This is a genomic window from Azoarcus olearius (genome assembly GCF_001682385.1).
In the GTDB taxonomy this organism is placed as follows: domain Bacteria; phylum Pseudomonadota; class Gammaproteobacteria; order Burkholderiales; family Rhodocyclaceae; genus Azoarcus; species Azoarcus olearius.
On record NZ_CP016210.1, the window covers coordinates 2,103,447 to 2,120,364 of the forward strand.

At 68.6% G+C, this 16,918-nt stretch carries 12 protein-coding genes; 9 read left to right on the plus strand and 3 right to left on the minus strand.

Annotated elements, in window-relative coordinates:
* Window positions 1-24: 24 nt before the first annotated feature.
* The gene (locus dqs_RS09725; protein ID WP_065340333.1) at window positions 25-2,166 is read right to left on the minus strand and encodes a TonB-dependent receptor plug domain-containing protein; all 2,142 of its coding nucleotides are present in this window, start codon (window positions 2,164-2,166) and stop codon (window positions 25-27) included.
* A 370-nt stretch (window positions 2,167-2,536) separates the two neighbouring features.
* On the opposite strand from dqs_RS09725, the gene dqs_RS09730 reads away from it, so the two are divergent.
* From dqs_RS09730 to dqs_RS09740, 3 genes are all read left to right on the plus strand, one after another.
* Window positions 2,537-3,919, plus strand: a complete 1,383-nt coding sequence (locus tag dqs_RS09730) for a cytochrome B6 (RefSeq protein WP_065340334.1) — start codon at window positions 2,537-2,539, stop codon at window positions 3,917-3,919.
* A gap of 10 nt (window positions 3,920-3,929) precedes the next feature.
* Entirely contained in the window at window positions 3,930-4,556 is a 627-nt protein-coding gene (locus dqs_RS09735; RefSeq protein ID WP_065340335.1) for a DUF4142 domain-containing protein, read from the plus strand.
* Window positions 4,557-4,672: 116 nt separating this feature from the next.
* Window positions 4,673-5,362: a DNA-3-methyladenine glycosylase family protein gene (locus dqs_RS09740; protein ID WP_065340336.1), complete on the plus strand. Its 690-nt coding sequence runs from the start codon at window positions 4,673-4,675 to the stop codon at window positions 5,360-5,362.
* A gap of 100 nt (window positions 5,363-5,462) precedes the next feature.
* Here dqs_RS09740 and dqs_RS09745 read toward each other — a convergent pair whose 3' ends face one another.
* Both dqs_RS09745 and dqs_RS09750 read right to left on the minus strand, forming a co-directional pair.
* A complete protein-coding gene (locus dqs_RS09745) occupies window positions 5,463-6,743 on the minus strand; it encodes an NAD(P)/FAD-dependent oxidoreductase (RefSeq protein ID WP_065340337.1) in 1,281 nt (426 codons plus the stop codon).
* Between the two features lie 220 nt (window positions 6,744-6,963).
* Entirely contained in the window at window positions 6,964-7,875 is a 912-nt protein-coding gene (locus tag dqs_RS09750; RefSeq protein WP_065340338.1) for a LysR family transcriptional regulator, read from the minus strand.
* A 368-nt stretch (window positions 7,876-8,243) separates the two neighbouring features.
* Between dqs_RS09750 and dqs_RS09755 the strand changes: the two genes are divergently transcribed.
* The 6 genes from dqs_RS09755 (at window position 8,244) to dqs_RS21035 (ending at window position 16,860) form a co-directional block, all read left to right on the plus strand.
* On the plus strand, window positions 8,244-9,932 hold the full coding sequence (locus tag dqs_RS09755) for a DUF1302 domain-containing protein (protein WP_065340339.1): 1,689 nt from the start codon (window positions 8,244-8,246) through the stop codon (window positions 9,930-9,932).
* Between the two features lie 29 nt (window positions 9,933-9,961).
* Window positions 9,962-11,314, plus strand: coding sequence for a DUF1329 domain-containing protein (locus dqs_RS09760; protein WP_065340340.1), 1,353 nt, complete (start codon window positions 9,962-9,964; stop codon window positions 11,312-11,314).
* Window positions 11,315-11,406: 92 nt separating this feature from the next.
* The gene (locus dqs_RS09765; RefSeq protein WP_065340341.1) at window positions 11,407-12,522 is read left to right on the plus strand and encodes a WD40/YVTN/BNR-like repeat-containing protein; all 1,116 of its coding nucleotides are present in this window, start codon (window positions 11,407-11,409) and stop codon (window positions 12,520-12,522) included.
* On the plus strand, window positions 12,522-14,912 hold the full coding sequence (locus dqs_RS09770) for an efflux RND transporter permease subunit (RefSeq protein WP_065340342.1): 2,391 nt from the start codon (window positions 12,522-12,524) through the stop codon (window positions 14,910-14,912). Before dqs_RS09765 ends, dqs_RS09770 begins: the two co-directional genes overlap by 1 nt.
* Window positions 14,913-14,930: 18 nt before the next feature.
* Entirely contained in the window at window positions 14,931-15,380 is a 450-nt protein-coding gene (locus tag dqs_RS09775) for a universal stress protein (RefSeq protein ID WP_065340343.1), read from the plus strand.
* A 4-nt stretch (window positions 15,381-15,384) separates the two neighbouring features.
* A complete protein-coding gene (locus dqs_RS21035) occupies window positions 15,385-16,860 on the plus strand; it encodes a methyl-accepting chemotaxis protein (protein ID WP_065340344.1) in 1,476 nt (491 codons plus the stop codon).
* Window positions 16,861-16,918 lie beyond the last annotated feature (58 nt).

A 16,918-nucleotide genomic window follows, 5' to 3' on the forward strand; every position in this document is an offset into this window, starting at 1 on the left:
GAAGACTCCTTTAGCGTCGGTGGGTCAGAAGCGGCTTTCCAGGGTGACCATCAGCATCGGCCGGGAATGCTCCACCTTCCACTCGTGGCTGCTGAGGGCGCCGGCCCTCGTGTACTTGGTGGTTTCCTCTTCCTTGTCGACCGCGAGCACGTTCTTGGCGATCAGCCGCAGTTCGGCCTCCGCGCTGATGGTCTTGCCCAGGTAGAGGTCGAGCTGGGTAGCGGCCTCGCGGCGCTTGATCTCGCGCACGCCGTCGGCATTGACGCCGTCGGTGGTGAAGTTCGGCTGGTAATTCACGCTGAAGCCCGCGGCCCACATCGTCGGCCGATGCAGCCAGTCGAGCCCGAGGTTGGTGACGCGCGGCGGCATGTCCTTGACCTCGCTGGTGCCCGGCACGCCGGCCACCTTCACCCGGCCGCGCATTTCGCTGTGGTTGCCGGTGATCGTCAGCTCGTGGGCGCCGCTGCGCAGCAGAGGGATGCGCCAGTCGAGTTCGGCGCCCCAGAAGCGGGCTTCGCCGACGTTGTAGGGACGTTCCACCCGGAGTGCCCCTTCCAGCCGTTCTTCCTTCTGGATGAAATCGTCCACATCGCGGCGGTAGAAATTCAGCCCCACCACGCCGCGGTTGCCCCAGAAGTAGTGCTCCAGACCGAGTTCGTAGCCGAGCGCGGTTTCCGGTTTGAGGTCGGGGTTGCCTCCCTTGTAGACGCCGCTCTCGAGTTTGAGGAAGGGGTTGAGTTCGTCGAACTTGGGCAGCTTGACGGTCCGCGCGACGCTGGCGCGCAGGTTGAGGTCTTCCACCACCCCCCAGCGGTAGTGCAGCGAGGGATTGGTGCCGGTGAGATCGTTCTTGCGGCTGACGCCGTTGCTGTCGGTCGATTCGCGCGAGATGCGTTCGACTCGGACGCCGGGCGTCAGCGCATGGTCGGCGTTGATGCGCCAGTCGTCCTGCAGATAGGCGATCAGCCGGGTTTCGTCGATGTCGAAGCGGTCCTTGGCGTCGGACTTGTCGGCGCCGTTCTCGGTCTTGGTCTTGCGGTTGCGGTAGTCGCCGTCGCGCCACTCGAGGCCCGCGGAGAGGCGGTGGCCGCCGCCGAGGGCGAGGCTGAGCCCGGTGCCGGCATAGACGCCCCGTTCGCGCAGGGTTTCGTCTTCCAGCGTGGTCTTGCTGAGGGTGCCGTTGGCCCGGTACTCGTAGGTGGTGGCGTCCTTCTTTTCTTCCGCTTCCTGCACGCCGGCCTTCACGAACCAGTCGCCCCAGCCGGTCTTGCCGTCGTAGCGCATCGCCATGCGGCTGATGGTGTCGGTCTTGTCCTCGTCCTTGTCGGTGGATTTGGTGACCGCGCCGCTGGCGTTGTAGGTGGTGGTCGGCTCGTCCTTGCGCTCGCTGCCCTTGGAAACGAAGGGTTCCAGCGTCAGCCGGTCGTCGCCGAAATGCCATACGAAGCGCGGTGCGAACAGGGTTTCGTCCTTGCGTACCGGCTTCTCCTTGAGGTCGACCTGCTTCACGGTGCCGTTGGGGTTGTAGGCGATCTTGTCTTCGTCCACATCCTCGGCGCCGACGGTGTGCGAAACGGCGAGCAACACGTCGAGGTCGTCGAAGCGGCGCGACCACTGCGCCACCACGTCGCCCACCTCCATGTCGCCATTGCGGCCGTAGGCCGCGCGCAGGCGGGTGATTCCGTCGGCGCGGTTCTTGAGCACGATGTTCACCGTGCCGCCGATGCCGTTGGCGTCGTACAGCGCGCTCGGGTTACGGATGATCTCGATGCGCTCGATCATGTCCGCCGGCAGCCGGTCCACCTGGATCTGGCGCTCCTTCTTGGCCGCGGGCACCGGTTCGCCGTTGATCAGGAACTGGGTATAGCCCTTGTCCAGCCCGCGCATGCGGATGTCCTTGGTGACGCCGGCCGGCCCGGTGAAGGTCATGCCGGGCAGGCGCCGCAGCACCTCGCCGACGGTGGCGTCGCCGTAGCGTTCGATCTCGGTCTCGGAGATGACGATCTTCTGGATCTCCGAGTGCTTGCGTTCGATCTGGGCATCGCGCTGGCCGACCACGAGTACCTCGGAAAGCGCAGTGGAATCGGCCGTGGTGGTCTGGGCCAGGGCAGGGGAGCAGGCGCCCGCGACGAGCAGGCAGAGGGATTTCAGGCGAAAGGAAGGCACGATGACAGCGTCCGGAAGTCAGTTGTTGGCTGGCTGGGCTGTCGATGCCTTGCTGGCTGTAACGAATTGTAGTGATATTGCGAATTATTCGCATTCTATCCATGACCATACGAAAGGCAAGGGCTTCGTATGACCTTCGGCGAGCCCGGGCGGTTGGGTCCGCGCCCGCCCGATGCGCGAGTCGGGCGATGGCCAGGCGCGCAATATCTGCATCCGACGTAACGGGATTTCCTGTTTCTGCAATGGAAGTACACCGGCATCGACGCCAACGACATATGGCGGACGGGAACACCGCTTGCAGGAAGCGCATCCGCGGCGCAGGCCGGGCATTGCGCCTGCGGCTCAGCGGGTTCTCAGGGAGGCTTCCATCATGTACAGACCGACATTGCTCGTTCTTTCCGTCGTTGCGTTCACCACGGGCGCGCAGGCAGATCCCTTGCCGCCCGACGCCACCTATCGGCCGCTGCCGACCCAGCCGTTTTCCGAAGTGAAGCGGATGGACGAGCAGCAGAAGGCCGAGGTGATGAAGCGCCAGGCCGCGTTGCTGAACGAACGCTACGACCTGTCCGACCGTCCGCAGCCGGGCGCGATGATGTCCGGCGGGCGCAAGGCGGTGCAGGGCGGGGCGCGGGTGAAGCTGGGCGGCGGCATGAGCTGGGATCGCCTCGCCGGCCTCAGCGCCGAGGAGATCCGTGACCGCGATCTGCTGCCGCAGGGCTTCCGCCCGCTGCCGCACGTGAAGCAGGCCACCGGCGGCCAGGTGTTTCCGCAAGGCCAGATCGACGCCATCGCCCGCCTGGAGCAGCGCGACCTGCGCCGCTTCGATGTCGATCTGGACCTGCCGGACCACCTGACGCCGGAGTTTCCGCCGCCGATCTTCCTGACCACGCATCCGGAACTGGGCGACGTGTCGCGCGGGCAGGTGCTGTCGCTGCGCAACTTCTACGAAATCATGAACGGCATCATCACGCCGGTGCAGATGGAGGGGCTGCGCCTCTTGCTCACGCCCTTCCCGCAGGAAGAGTTCAACCAGACCGAGGACCGCAAGGTGGCCGAGCCGAGCATGGGCGTGGCCTGTCTGGATTGCCACACCAACTTCCACACGAACGCGGCGTTCCACCTGACGCCCGACGTGCGCCCGCAGTCCGCCCGCTTCCGGCTGGACACGACCAGCCTGCGCGGCATGTTCAACCAGCAGATCCACGGTTCCAAACGCTCGCTGCGCTCGGTGGAGGATTTCACCGAGTTCGAGCAGCGCACCGCCTACTTCAACGGCGACCACGTCAGCGCCACGCGCAAGGGCGTGCATCTGCCCGACCGCCCCAACCAGGTGGCGATGATGGCGCAGATGCAGAACATCATCGACTTTCCGCCCGCGCCCAAGCTGGACGTGACCGGCCGCCTGATTCCGGAAAAGGCCACCGCGCAGGAACTGGCCGGCGAGCGCATCTTCAACGGCAAGGGCCGCTGCGCCGAGTGCCACACCCCGCCGCACTTCCTGGACGACCGCATGCATGACCTCAAGCTGGAACGTTTCTACAAGGTGGGCAAGACGGTGAATGACCAGGTCGCGCTGCCCGACGGCCCGATCAAGACCTTCACGCTGCGCGGCATCAAGGATTCGCCGCCCTACCTGCACGACGGCCGCCTGCCCACGCTGGCCGATACCGTGGAGTTCTTCAACCTGGTGCTCGGCCTCAAGCTCACGCAGCAGGAAAAGGACGCCCTCGTCGCCTACATGCTGACGCTCTGAGGAGACCACCATGCACACCCGCTCCATCCTCGCGCTGGCCGCGCTTGCGCTCGTGGCGCTGCCGGCCCGCGCGCAGCTTGGCAACCCCGGTATGACCGATCCCGCCACCGCCGAAGCCCGCCCCGGCACGCCCGCGCCAGGGGAAACCAATCCGCAGGACCGCCTCTTCCTCAAGCTCGCCGCAATGGGCAACCTGGGCGAAGTGGAGGCCGGCCACCTCGCGCTGACCAAGTCCTCCAACCCGCGCGTGCAGGCCTTCGCGCGGCAGATGACGGAGGACCACTCCGCCACCCGCGAAAAGCTGGACCGGCTGGCCCGCGACCGCCGGCTGCCGGCGCCGACCACGCCCCAGCCCGACCAGCAGGCCGCGCGCCAGCGGCTGGAGTCGCTGTCGGGCCGCGCCTTCGATGCCGCCTACCTGGAGACGCAACTGGTCGACCACCAGAAGACGGTGCAGCTGCTGGAATGGGAAATCGGCTCCGGGCAGGACGCCGCGGTCCAGCATCTCGCCAAGGACACCTTGCCGGCCGTGCTGGAACACCTGCGCCAGGTGCAGACGCTGATGGCCGAAACCACCGGCGCCCCGCCGCAAGGCCTGGCGACGATGCCGATGGGCGCGGGCGAGGGCAGGCGCTGAAGCGGCGAGGCGGCGGGGAAGCCGTTGCAGCCGAATCCGGATTCGACAGCAGGAAACGGGATGCCCGCTCCGGCAAGCAGCGGGCATCATGAAGGCCCGAGTTCGCATCCCGGCTGATGGATACACCCGACACCCTACCGCGCGCGAAGGCCGAGCTGTACCAGCAGGCCACCGCGCACCTGGCCGGCATCGACGCTGACTGGGCGCGCCTGGTGGCCGCGGTCGGCCCCTGCCTGCTGCAACCCAAGCCGGCCCGCGAACCTTACGAGGCGCTGGTGCGCGCTGTCGCCTACCAGCAGCTCGCCACCAGCGTGGGCGACCGCATCATCGGCCGCCTGCTGGCGCTCTATCCAGACAGCGCGTTTCCCCAACCGGAACAACTGCTCGCGACCGGCTTCGACGCGCTGCGCGGCTGCGGCTTTTCCGCCCGCAAGATCGAAACCATCCACGGCATCGCGCAGGGCACGCTGAGCGGCCTGGTGCCGAGCCGGGCGGATGCGGTGTCGATGGACGACGAGGCGCTGATCGCCCGCCTGGTGGAACTGCGCGGCATTGGCCGCTGGACGGTGGAGATGCTGCTGATCTTCACGCTGGAACGGATCGACGTGCTGCCGGTGGACGACTTCGGCGTGCGCGAGGGCTACCGCCACCTGAAGTCGCTGGACGAGATGCCGGGCCGCAAGGAGATGGCGCGCGCCGGGCTGGTATGCAGCCCGTATCGCACGGTGGCCGCGTGGTATCTGTGGCGGTCGCTGGCGCTGCCGGACTACCGCCGGCGGCGCGCCGGCAAACCGGGCGCGGCCTGAGCCTGTGCAACCGCGGTGGCGCCCGGCCGCCCGGAGCCGCTGAGCGGGTCGGCCGTGCCGAGCCGACCCTTCGCCAACGCGGCGAGCGTGGCGGCCGCTCTCAGTGCAGCTTGAGCCGGCCGGACACGCGCTGCTGCAGCAGCCGCGCCAGCGCCAGCACCGCGGTCTTGCCGATGCCGAGGATGGCGCGGTGGTGCATCAGGTGCAGCGACATGTACATCCACTTCGCGATCAGGCCCTCGACGAAGAAGTTGCGGCCCGACAGCCCGCCCATCAGGTTGCCGATGCCCTTGTTCTCGCCCAGCGACACCAGCGAGCCGAAGTCGCGATAGACGAAGGGCGCATCCACCCGGCCTTCGTTGAGCGCGGCCAGCAGCACCGCGGTGAGGTAGTCGGCCTGCTGGTGCGCGGCCTGGGCGCGCGCCGGCACCAGCTTGTCGCCTTCCCATTTGCAGGCGGCACAGTCGCCCAGCGCATAGACGCCCGACACCGAGGTCTCCAGCCGGTCGTTCACCACGAACTGGTTGATGCGGTTGGTTTCCAGCCCGAAGCCGCGGTTGGCGTCGGCGGCCTTGATGCCCGCGGCCCACACGATGATGGAGGCGGGAATCTCGCCCGCGGTGGTCACCAGCCGGTCGCGCTGCACTTCGGTGACGCGGGTGCCGGTGAGCACGCGCACGTTCTTGCGCTCCAGCGCCAGGCGCGCCTGCGCCGAAATCTGCGGCGGCAGGCCGGCAAGGATGCGGTCGCCGGCTTCCACCAGCGCGATGTCGAGGCGGAAGCGCTGTTCGCTGCCCAGGCCTTCGAGCAGTTCGTTGTGCGCTTCGATCAGTTCGGCCGACAACTCCACGCCGGTGGCGCCGCCGCCGACGATCGCCACCGCCAGCGTCTTCTCGGCGGAGAAGGAGGCGCGCGCAAACGCGGCCAGCAGCTTGGCGTGGAAGCGCTGGGCGTCGCTGGCGTGTTCCAGCACGTAGGCGTTGTCCGCGCCCGGCGTGCCGAAGGAGTTGGAGCCGCTGCCCATCGCCAGCACCAGCCGGGTGAAGCTGACGGTGCGCGTCGGCACCAGCACTTCGCCGCGCTCGTCGCGGGTCTCGCCCAGCGTGATCAGGCGCCGTTCCGTATCGAGCGCACTGAGTTCGCCCAGCGCAAAGCTGAAGTGGTTGCGGCGCGCCAGCACCGTGTAGGACAGCCCTTCCTGGTGCGCATCCAGCGTGCCCGCGGCGACTTCGTGCAAGGTCGGTTTCCAGATGTGGAATACCGCGCGGTCCACCAGCAGTACCCGTTCGCGGCCAAGACGCGGGCCGAGTTTACGGCCGAGCTTCGCGGCGAGTTCCAGGCCACCGGCACCACCGCCGACGATCACGATGTCGAAATGCATAGGGGCATCCTTGTTATGCGCAGCCAGGCTGCTGGTTTGGGATATGTCACCGTTGGCGAACGAGGGAGGCGCCTCCGGCGGCAGCGCGCGAGTGTACAGCAGGCGGGCAAAATTGCTGCACTGCCGCAAACCCTAATCCGCGAGGGGTGAATACGCCTGCGGCGTGCCGCCCGGGCGGCCGGTGCAGGGGAGGGGTGGCAGGGTTGCAGCATCGGCCGCATCAGGCCGCCGCCGCGTCCTGCAATGCCGCCGAGGTAGCGCGGATGGATGCGAGGAAGGTCGACAGGATCGGCGAATGGTCGTCCGCGCGGTAGATGCAGCTGAGGTCCACCCGGGCCTCGGCGGGCGCGTCCTCGAAGGGGAGATAGACCACGCCCGGGTACTGCAGCGTCGTTGCCGATTCCGGAACCATGCACACGCCAAAGCCGCTGGCCACCAGCGCCACGCCGGTGACCGCGTCACCCACCTCCTGCGCGACTTCGGGGAGGAAGCCGCGCGCTTCGCACAGCGCCAGCACCTTGTCGACGAAGTTGGGCCGCGCGCCGGAGGGGAACAGGATGACCGGGCGCCGCGCGAGCACTTCGAAGGGCAGCGCGGGCTGCGCCGCCAGCGGATCGTTGAGGTTCACCGCGAGCAGCAGCGACTCGGTGGCGATCACCTCGCTGCGGATGTCCGGCAGCGGCGCGAGCATGCGGTTGAAGCCGACGGTGATGCGGTTCTGCCGCAAGGCCGAGATCTGCTCGGCCTTGGTCATGGTGTGCAGCACCACGTTCACGTCCGGGTATTCGTTGCGGAAATTCAGGATCAGCTTGGGGATGCGGTCGAGGATGGCCGAGCCGAAGATCGCCACGTCCAGCCGCCCGAGCTTGCCCTGCCCGGCGCGCTGGGTGCGCTCGGTGGCCTGTTCGATGAGCGCGCGGATGTTGCGCGCCTCGGCCAGGAACAGCGTGCCCGCCTGGGTCAGCTCCATGCCGCGCGGCGTGCGCACGAAGAGCTGGGTATCGAGTTCTTCTTCCAGTTGCTGGATCTGGCGCGTCAGCGGCGGCTGCGACATGTGCAGCCGGGTGGCGGCCCGCCCGATGTTCGCCTCCTCAGCGACGGCGATGAAGTAGCGGAGCTGGCGGATATCCATGAGCGGGGTTCCGGTTGGGTGGGGCGTGGAGATTGATCATACCGCGAAGGTATTACGCGAGCCTTGAATTGGTATTGGACGGTAATGAGGCACGCCGGTAATTTTTCCTCATGGCGGCCGGGGCTCGCGGGAAAGGCGGGGCCCGGTCGGCAAGAACGAACTGATGGTGATGAAGGTTGGGGTGAAGTGGTTTGGCTGCGGTTTTGACTCCCTCCCCTTCAAGGGGAGGGTTGGGGTGGGGATGGGGTCAGGCGCCGCGAGTGCTCCAACCCCATCCCCATCCCCGCCTTCCCCTTGAAGGGGAAGGAGAAAGTCCACGCGGCTCTCCGTCCTCGTCGCCATCAGCAAAAAAACTACAGGAGGAAGACATGGCGTTTGAATCAAGGCAGGCCGTCCGTCCGGGCGTGGTCCGTTGCAGCCGTCTGGTCCAGGCCCTGGCCGTCGCGTTCGGCGGGCTGCTGCCGGCGGCCGCGGGGGCCGCGACCATCGATACCGGCAATCCGGACGTGGTGCTGCGCTGGGACAACACGGTGAAGTACAGCGCCGCGTGGCGGGTGACCGGCGCCGATCGCAACGTGGCCGACAACTCGATCGGCACCCAGGCCAACACCAACGACGGCGATCTCAACTTCGGGCGCGGGCTGATCTCCAACCGGCTCGACCTGCTGACCGAACTCGACTTCCGCTACAAGCGCGATTACGGCTTTCGCCTGAGTGGCGCCGGCTGGTACGACAGCGTCTATCACCGCAGCAACGACAACCCCGGCGCCCTCGGCGGCGCGCTGGTGAACTCGCGCTCGGCCGACTACGACGAATTCACCCGTTCCACCCGCAAGCTGCACGGTCAGAAGGCCGAGGTGCTGGACGCCTTCGCCTACGCCAACCTCAGCCCGGGCGACATGAATGTGAACGTCAAGGCCGGGCGCTTCACCCAGCTTTACGGCGAGAGCCTGTTCTTCGGTTCCAACGGCATCGCCGCGGCGCAGACCTCGCTCGACCTCATCAAGGCGCTGTCGGTGCCCAATTCGCAGTTCAAGGAGATCCTGCGGCCGATCGGGCAGATCTCCGGCCAGGTGCAGATCAACCCGAACGTCACCCTTGGCGCCTACTACCAGTTCGAATGGCGCAAGACGCGCCTGCCGGCGGCGGGCAGCTACTTCAGCTTTGCCGACTTCGTCGACGAGGGCGGCGAATCGCTGATCCTCGGGCCGGGCGTCGCCGCCTTCCGCGGCAAGGACATCGAGGCGCGGGATTCGGGGCAGGGCGGCGTGCAGCTGCGCTTGAAGCTGGACGACACCGAGTTCGGCTTCTACGCCGCGCGCTACCACGACAAGATGCCCCAGTTCTACGTGCGCCCCGGCGTGAATGCGCGCGCCGGCAGCATCGGCGACTACGTGCAGGTCTTCGGCGAGAACATCCGCATGGTGGGTGCGAGCTTCAGCACCCTGCTGGGCGACACCAATGTGGCGGGCGAACTCTCCTTCCGCGACAACATGCCGCTGGTGGCGAGCGGCAACACGGTGATCATGCCGGGCAACGCCACCGCAAACGGCGACAGCCGCGCCGCCTACCCGGTCGGCAAAACCATGCACCTCAACCTGTCGGCACTCAGCGTGCTCAGTGCCAGCCCGCTGTGGGACGGCGCCTCCTTCATCGGCGAGTTCGCCTTCAACCGCCGGCTGTCGATCAGCAAGAACGCCGACCAGCTCGATCCGCGCGCCACCCGCGACGCCAGCGCGGTGCAGTTCATCTTCCAGCCGGAGTACTTCCAGGTGGTGCCGGGGCTGGACCTGCAGGTGCCGATCGGCGTGAGCTACGGCATCTCCGGGCGCAGCTCGGTCAACGGCGCGCTGTTCCCCTCGGAGCACGGCGGCAACATCTCCATCGGGGTGAAGGGCGACTACCAGAAGACCTGGCAGGCCAGCGTGAACTACACGCACTACATCGGCTCCGCCGGTTCGGTGATCCGCTACAACACCGCGGTGCCGGAGCTTTCCTACCAGAACTTCCACGGCGACCGCGACTTCATCTCGCTCTCCGTGCAGCGCACGTTCTGAACACGACTACAACGACTGGAGACACGACCATGTTGCGCATAAAGATGCTGTGCATCGCCATTGGCGGACTGCTCGCAATCGCACCGCAGGCCCAGGCCGCGGTGACCGAGGCCGAGGCCGCCGCCCTCAAGACCACGCTGACGCCGCTGGGCGGAGAGCGCGCCGGCAACAAGGACGGCAGCATTCCCGCCTGGAACGGCGGCCAGACCAAGCCGGTGGCCGGCAACAAGCTCGGCGACATCCCGACGCAGTTCCTCGCCAACGAGAAGCCGCTGCTGCAGATCAGCGCGAAGAACGCCGCCCAGTACGCCGACAAGCTCAGCGAGGGCACCCGGTTGCTGCTCGCCAAGTACCCGGACAGCTTCCGCGTCGACGTCTACCCGACCCAGCGCACCGCCGCCGCGCCCCAGCATGTGTATGACAACGCCTTCAAGAACGCCACCCGCTGTTCGCTGAAGGACGAGAAGCGCTCGCTGGAAGGCTGCTTCGGCGGCACGCCGTTTCCGATTCCCAAGGACGGCGCCGAGGTCATCTGGAACTACCTGATGCGGGTCGAGGCGGAGTCCATCGAGTACCGCTTCAAGAACATCGTCGGCAACGCCGACGGCAGCCACACGCTGGCGACGCGCAACGACATCGCCTTCCAGTACCCGTTCTATTACAAGGACGGCGCGCCGGAGCGCTGGTCGGGCGAGTACGCGATGTTCCGCTTCAACACGCTGGAGCCTCCGTTCAAGGCCGGCGAGTCGCTGGTCATCCGCGACACCATCGACCCGGCCAACCCCCGCCAGGCCTGGCAGTACCTGGTCGGCCAGCGCCGCGTGCGGCGTGCGCCCACGGTGGCCTACGACACGCCCGACTTCGTCGCCTCCGGCGCCAACTACTTCGACGAGGTGCAGGGCTTCTTCGGCGCGATGGACCGCTACGACTGGAAGATCGTCGGCAAGAAAGAGATGTACGTGCCGTACAACACCAACGGCCTGATCGGCGCGAAGCTGGACGACGCCATCGCCAAGCACCACCTCAACCCCGACCACGTGCGCTGGGAGCTGCACCGGGTGTGGGAGGTGGAAGCCACGGTCGCTTCCGGCAAGCGCCACGCCGTGCCCAAGCGCCGCTTCTACTTCGACGAGGACAGCTGGCTGCTGCTGCTGATGGACGGCTACGACGCCGAGGGCAAGCTGTGGCGCACCACCCAGGTAACGCCCTTCGTGGTGCCGAGCGTGCCGGCCACGCTGATCAAGACCGCCACCGTGTTCAACCTGCAGGCCGGCACCATGAGCGTGATCCAGGCGCTCAACGGCGAGGACTTCCGCGTGGTGCCGCGCAAGAGCGAAAACTACTTCACCGGGGATGCGGTCGCGGCCGAGGCCGTGCGCTGATCCTGTCTGCTTCAGCGGTCCCTCCGCGGCCCGTCGGCGGCCGCGGACGCCGCGCTGAGCCGGCCATCGCCGGCGCCAGGGAACACGACATCATGAACACCAGAATCTCTACCGGGCGGCGGGTCGGGGCGGTCTTGCTCGCCCTCGGCCTGACGCTGCCGCCGCTGCACGCGGCCGCCCCGGAAGCGCCATCCGCCGCGCGCTTCGATCTGCTCGAACGGCCGGCGGCCAGCTCGCCGCGCGCCAACACCGCGCTGCTGCTGGCGATCACCCGCGCCGGCGACCGCCTGGTGGCGGTGGGCGAGCGCGGCACCGTGCTGCTGTCCGACGACAACGGCGCGCGCTGGCGCCAGGCCGACGCGGTGCCGGTGAGCGTGGCGCTGACGAATGTGCACTTCGCCGATGCGCAGCACGGCTGGGCGGTGGGGCACGGCGGGGTGGTGCTGCATAGCGCCGACGGCGGCAAGACCTGGGCGCGCCAGCTCGACGGCCGCCAGGCGGCGCAGCGCGTGCTGGAAGCGGCGCAGGCCGCCGCCGCGGGCGATGCCGCCAGCGCGCGCCGGCTGGCGGATGCGCAGCGCCTCGTCGACGACGGCCCCGACAAGCCGCTGCTCGACGTGCATTTCGTCGATGCGCAGCGCGGCTTCGTGGTCGGCGCCTACGGCCTGGCGCTGGCGACCGAGGACGGCGGCCGCAGCTGGCACTCGATCATGGACCGCATCGGCGACCCGCGCGGCCGCCATCTTTACGCCATCGCCCGCCAGGGTGCGCGCCTGCTGGTGGTGGGCGAGCAGGGCGCGATGTTCGCGTCGGAAGACGGCGGCGCCAGCTTCGCGCCGCTCGCCTCGCCCTACAACGGCACCTTCTTCGGCGCGCTGCTTGCCGGCGACGGCGCGGTGGTGTTCGGCCTGCGCGGCAACCTTTTCCACCAGCCGGCGCCCGGCGCCACGTGGACCAAGGTGAACACCGGCCGCGGCGAATCGGTGGTCGCCGGCACGCGGCTCGCCGACGGCGCGCTGGTGCTGGTGGACGAGGCCGGCCGCCTGCTGCGCAGCAGCGACGGCGGCGCCCGCTTCGACGAACTGCCGGCCAGCGCCGGGCCGCGCTTCACCGCGCTCGCCGAGGGCGCCGACAAAACCCTGGTGATGGCCAGCGTGCGCGGCCCGCTGCGCCTCGCCCCGATTGATTCCAGTACGGAAGGCAAGTGATGAACCCCAGTCATACCGGCGCGGCCGATGCCGTGGTGATGCGCCTCGAAGACTTCGACCGCGAGTCCGGTTCGCGCATCGAGCGCCTGCTGTTCAACCATCGCCTGGTGGTCGTCGCGCTGTGCGCGCTGGCGACGCTGCTGCTGGCGTGGCAGATCGGCGGCCTGCGGCTCAACGCCGCGTTCGAGAAGATGATTCCGACGCAGCACGCCTACATCGCCAATTTCCTCGACAACCGCGCCCAGTTGGCCGGCGTCGGCAACACGCTGCGGATTGCGGTGGAAAGCACCGACGGCAGCATCTTCACGCCGGAATACCTCGACACCCTGCGCAAGATCACCGACGAGCTGTTCCTGTTCCCGGAGGTGGACCGGCCCTTCATGAAGTCGCTGTGGACGCCGGCCGTGCGCTGGACCGGCGTCACCGAAGACGGGCTGGACGGCGGGCCGGTGATCCCGGACGACTACGACGGCTCGGCCGAAAGCGTCGAGCAGGTGCGGCTCAATGTCGAACGCTCCGGCGAGATCGGCCAGCTGGTGGCGGGCAACTTCGCCTCCAGCATCATCCTGGTGCCGCTGCAGGAAGCGCGCGCCGACGGCACGGGCCGCATCGACTACGGCGACCTCGGCCAGCGCCTGGAAGAGCTGCGCCAGCGCTACGACGGCCAGCATGTGCGCATCCACATCACCGGCTTCGCCAAGGTGGTCGGCGACCTGATCGACGGCCTGCGCCAGGTGGCGCTGTTCTTCCTGCTCGCCATCGGCATCTGCACCGCGGTGCTGTACTGGTACACCCGCTGCGTGCGCAGCACCGTGCTGGTGGTGGCGTGCTCGGTGGTGGCGGTGGTGTGGCTGCTCGGGCTGCTGCCGACGCTGGGCTATGAGCTGGATCCGTATTCGGTGCTGGTGCCTTTCCTGGTGTTCGCCATCGGCATGAGCCACGGCGCGCAGAAGATGAACGGCATCATGCAGGACATCGGCCGCGGCACCCACAAGCTGGTCGCCGCCCGCTTCACCTTCCGCCGCCTGATCCTCGCCGGCGTCACCGCGCTGCTGGCGGACGCGGTCGGTTTCGCGGTGCTGATGGTGATCCGCATCCAGGTGATCCAGGACCTCGCGGTCACCGCCAGCATCGGCGTGGCGGTGCTGATCTTCACCAACCTGGTGCTGCTGCCCATCCTGCTGTCCTACACCGGGGTCAGCCCGGAAGCCGCGCGCCGCAGCCTGAAGGCGGAGCTGATGGAGGCGGCGGACAGCGCGCATCGCAAGCATCCGTTCTGGGCCTTCCTCGACCTCTTCACCCAGCGCAAGTGGGCGGGCATTGCGGTGGCCGTGGCGGCGGTGATGGGCGTTGCGGGTCTGGTGCTCAGCTTCCAGCTCAAGATCGGCGACACCGACCCCGGCGCGCCGGAGCTGCGGGCGGATTCCCGCTACAACCGCGACAACAGCTACATCGTCGCCAACTACGCCGCCGGCAGCGATGTGTACATCGTCATGGTGAAGACGCCCCAGTACGGCTGCGCCGCCTACGACACGCTGATGGGCGTGGATGCGCTGGAACTGGCGCTGCAGCAGCTGCCGGGGGTGGAATCGACCAAGTCGCTCGCCGGGCTGGCCAAGGTGTCGGCCGCCGGCATGAACGAAGGCAGCCTGAAGTGGTACGAAGTGCCGCGCTCGCAGGGCGTGCTCAACGCCATCATCACCCGCGCGCCGCGCGAGATGTTCAACCAGAACTGCGACCTGCTCACGGTCTACGCCTACCTCAAGGACCACAAGGCGGACACGCTGGCGAGCGTGGTCGACGCGGTGGAGGCCTTCGCCGCGCAGTACGGCAACGGCGAAGTGCGCTATCTGAATGCCGCCGGAAACGCCGGCATCGAGGCCGCGACCAACATCGTGGTGCGCCAGGCCAACCGCGAGATGCTGCTGCTGGTGTATGCGGCGGTCACGGTGCTTGCCTTCATCACCTTCCGCTCGTGGCGGGCGGTGCTGTGCGCGGTGCTGCCGCTGGCGCTGACCTCGGTGCTGTGCGAGGCGCTGATGGTGTGGCTCAACATCGGCGTGAAGGTGGCGACGCTGCCGGTGATCGCGCTCGGCGTCGGCATCGGCGTGGATTACGCGCTGTACGTGATGACGGTGACGCTGGCGCGCATGCGCGACGGCATGAGTCTGTCCGAGGCCTACTACAAGGCGCTCACCTTCACCGGCAAGGTGGTGGTGCTGACCGGCGTCACGCTGGGCATCGCGGTGGCGACCTGGGCGTTTTCGCCGATCAAGTTCCAGGCCGACATGGGCATCCTGCTCGCCTTCATGTTCATCTGGAACATGCTCGGCGCGCTGATCCTGCTGCCCGCGCTCGGCCATTTCCTGCTGCGCCCCAAGGCCGCCTGACCCACGCGAGGATCAACCATGTACCAACACCTCTTCGTCCCGCTGGACGGTTCCGCGATCTCCGCCGCGCTGACGCGCCAGGCGCTGGATTTCGCCGCCGCGGTCGGCGCCCGCGTCACCTTCTTCCACGCGGTGGCCGACTTCGGCGCCACCGATGCCGGCGCGCTGGAGCGCAGCCTGGACCCGGCCGCCTTCGCCCAGCGCCTGGCCGACGAGGCGCGCGCGGTGCTGGAGCCGGCGGAGCAGGCCGGCGCCGCCGCCGGTGTCGTGTGGGAGGCACTGTGGGCGGTCTCCGACCATCCGCACCAGGCCATCCTGCAACAGGCGGAAAAGCTCGGCGCCGACCTGATCTTCATCGCCTCGCACGGCCGCAGCGGGCTGCAGCGGCTGATGCTCGGCTCGGTAACGGCGCGGCTGCTGGCGGAAGCCCGGCTGCCGGTGCTGGTCGCCCGCGTTGCACAGGACTAGCGCCGTGACGGGCGGAACGGGCGGCCGCGCGGCGCAGGCGTCGCTGTTGCTGGCCGGGTTGACGGTGACCGGCCTGGGTGGCGCCGTGGGCGGCAGCGCGGGCTGGGCGGCAGTCGCGGTCGGCGTCGTCTGCGCGCTGGCGGCGCTGTGGATTGCGTGGAACGCGCACCGGCGGGTGGGCGGGGCGGTGGACGCGATCCGCGCGCTGCTGGAAGACCCGCAGGCGATTGCCGATCCGGCCGCCTCGGTGGCCCGCCTGAACGAACTGCTGGCGGACAAGGTGGGCTACGCCACCCGCATGGGCGGGCTGGCGCGCGAACTCGCCGCCTTCAGCGGCAGCCAGGTGTCGACCTTCACCGAGGTGGTGGACGCCACCGACCGCCAGGCCGCGCTGGCGCGCGAGGCGGTCGGCAGCGTGGTGGCGATGGCGGGCGCGGCCGACGACGTGGCGGCGGGCGCGGCGCATCTGGTGGGCCTCGCTACCCAGGTCAGCAGCCATGCCGCCAACGGCGGCGAGCGGGTGGCGCGGGTGGCCGCCGGGGTGAAGGAACTCGCCGAGGTGATCGCCGGTGTCGGCCGCGAGTTTGACGGCCTGCGCGGCCAGGTGGCGCGCATCGGCGAGATCGTCCGCATCATCCAGGAGATCGCCGGGCAGACCAATCTGCTGGCCTTGAATGCCGCCATCGAGGCGGCCCGCGCCGGCGAGCAGGGGCGCGGCTTCGCGGTGGTGGCGGACGAGGTGCGCAAGCTCGCCGAACGCACCGCGACGGCGACCGTCAGCGTGGACGAGATCATCGACGGCATCGGCCGCGGTTTCGACCATCTCAAGCACGGCATCGACGCGGTGACCGGCATGGCGCACGACGGCGTCGCGCGCAGCGGCGAGGCGATGGCGACGCTGGAAGGCATCGCCGCCGCCGCGCGCGACAGTGAAAGCGCGGTGGCCGAGATCGCCGCGCGCGCCACCGCCGGGGCGCAGACCGGCGGCGCGGTGGTGGAGGCGATGACCGGCGTCGACACGCTGGCGCGCATGCTCGACGACCGCATCAACCTCTGCAACGACGGCCTGCGCGGGCTGATGCTCAAGCTGGTCGACATGAAGGCGCTGGCCGGGCGGCTGGAGGTGCAGCACGACGCGCTCGGCGCGGTGCTCGACGCGATCGAGGAAACCCGGGTGAACAACATCATGGTGCTCAACGCGCGCACGACCGCGCAGGCGCTGCCGCATATCGAACGCATCGAAGCGCTCGACCGCGAGATGGACACCCAGCTCGCCCGCCTGGATGCGGCGGCCTTGGCGCTGCCGCTGCGCACGCTGCGCGACAGGCTGGCCGCCTACCGCCGGGTGCGTGACGACGCGCTCGCCCATGCCCGCAGCGGCGATCTGGAGCAAACGCGCAAGCTGGCGCCGGCCCAGGTGCGGCCCGCCTATCAGGCGGTGAAGGAGGCCTACGCCGCGCTCGCCGCGGCCGCCGCGTGATCCCGAAAGACCGTGGCGGGCAGCGCGAGGCTATTACGATCGCGGTAAAGTGCGAGGC

What these genes read in the sequence shown, in the direction of transcription:
- dqs_RS09730 (WP_065340334.1), top strand. Translation starts at nt 2,537, where the DNA reads ATGTACAGACCGACATTGCTCGTTCTTTCCGTCGTTGCGTTCACCACG.
- dqs_RS09735 (WP_065340335.1), top strand. Translation starts at nt 3,930, where the DNA reads ATGCACACCCGCTCCATCCTCGCGCTGGCCGCGCTTGCGCTCGTGGCG.
- dqs_RS09740 (WP_065340336.1), top strand. Translation starts at nt 4,673, where the DNA reads ATGGATACACCCGACACCCTACCGCGCGCGAAGGCCGAGCTGTACCAG.
- dqs_RS09745 (WP_065340337.1), bottom strand. Translation starts at nt 6,743, where the DNA reads ATGCATTTCGACATCGTGATCGTCGGCGGTGGTGCCGGTGGCCTGGAA.
- dqs_RS09750 (WP_065340338.1), bottom strand. Translation starts at nt 7,875, where the DNA reads ATGGATATCCGCCAGCTCCGCTACTTCATCGCCGTCGCTGAGGAGGCG.
- dqs_RS09755 (WP_065340339.1), top strand. Translation starts at nt 8,244, where the DNA reads ATGGCGTTTGAATCAAGGCAGGCCGTCCGTCCGGGCGTGGTCCGTTGC.
- dqs_RS09760 (WP_065340340.1), top strand. Translation starts at nt 9,962, where the DNA reads ATGTTGCGCATAAAGATGCTGTGCATCGCCATTGGCGGACTGCTCGCA.
- dqs_RS09765 (WP_065340341.1), top strand. Translation starts at nt 11,407, where the DNA reads ATGAACACCAGAATCTCTACCGGGCGGCGGGTCGGGGCGGTCTTGCTC.
- dqs_RS09770 (WP_065340342.1), top strand. Translation starts at nt 12,522, where the DNA reads ATGAACCCCAGTCATACCGGCGCGGCCGATGCCGTGGTGATGCGCCTC.
- dqs_RS09775 (WP_065340343.1), top strand. Translation starts at nt 14,931, where the DNA reads ATGTACCAACACCTCTTCGTCCCGCTGGACGGTTCCGCGATCTCCGCC.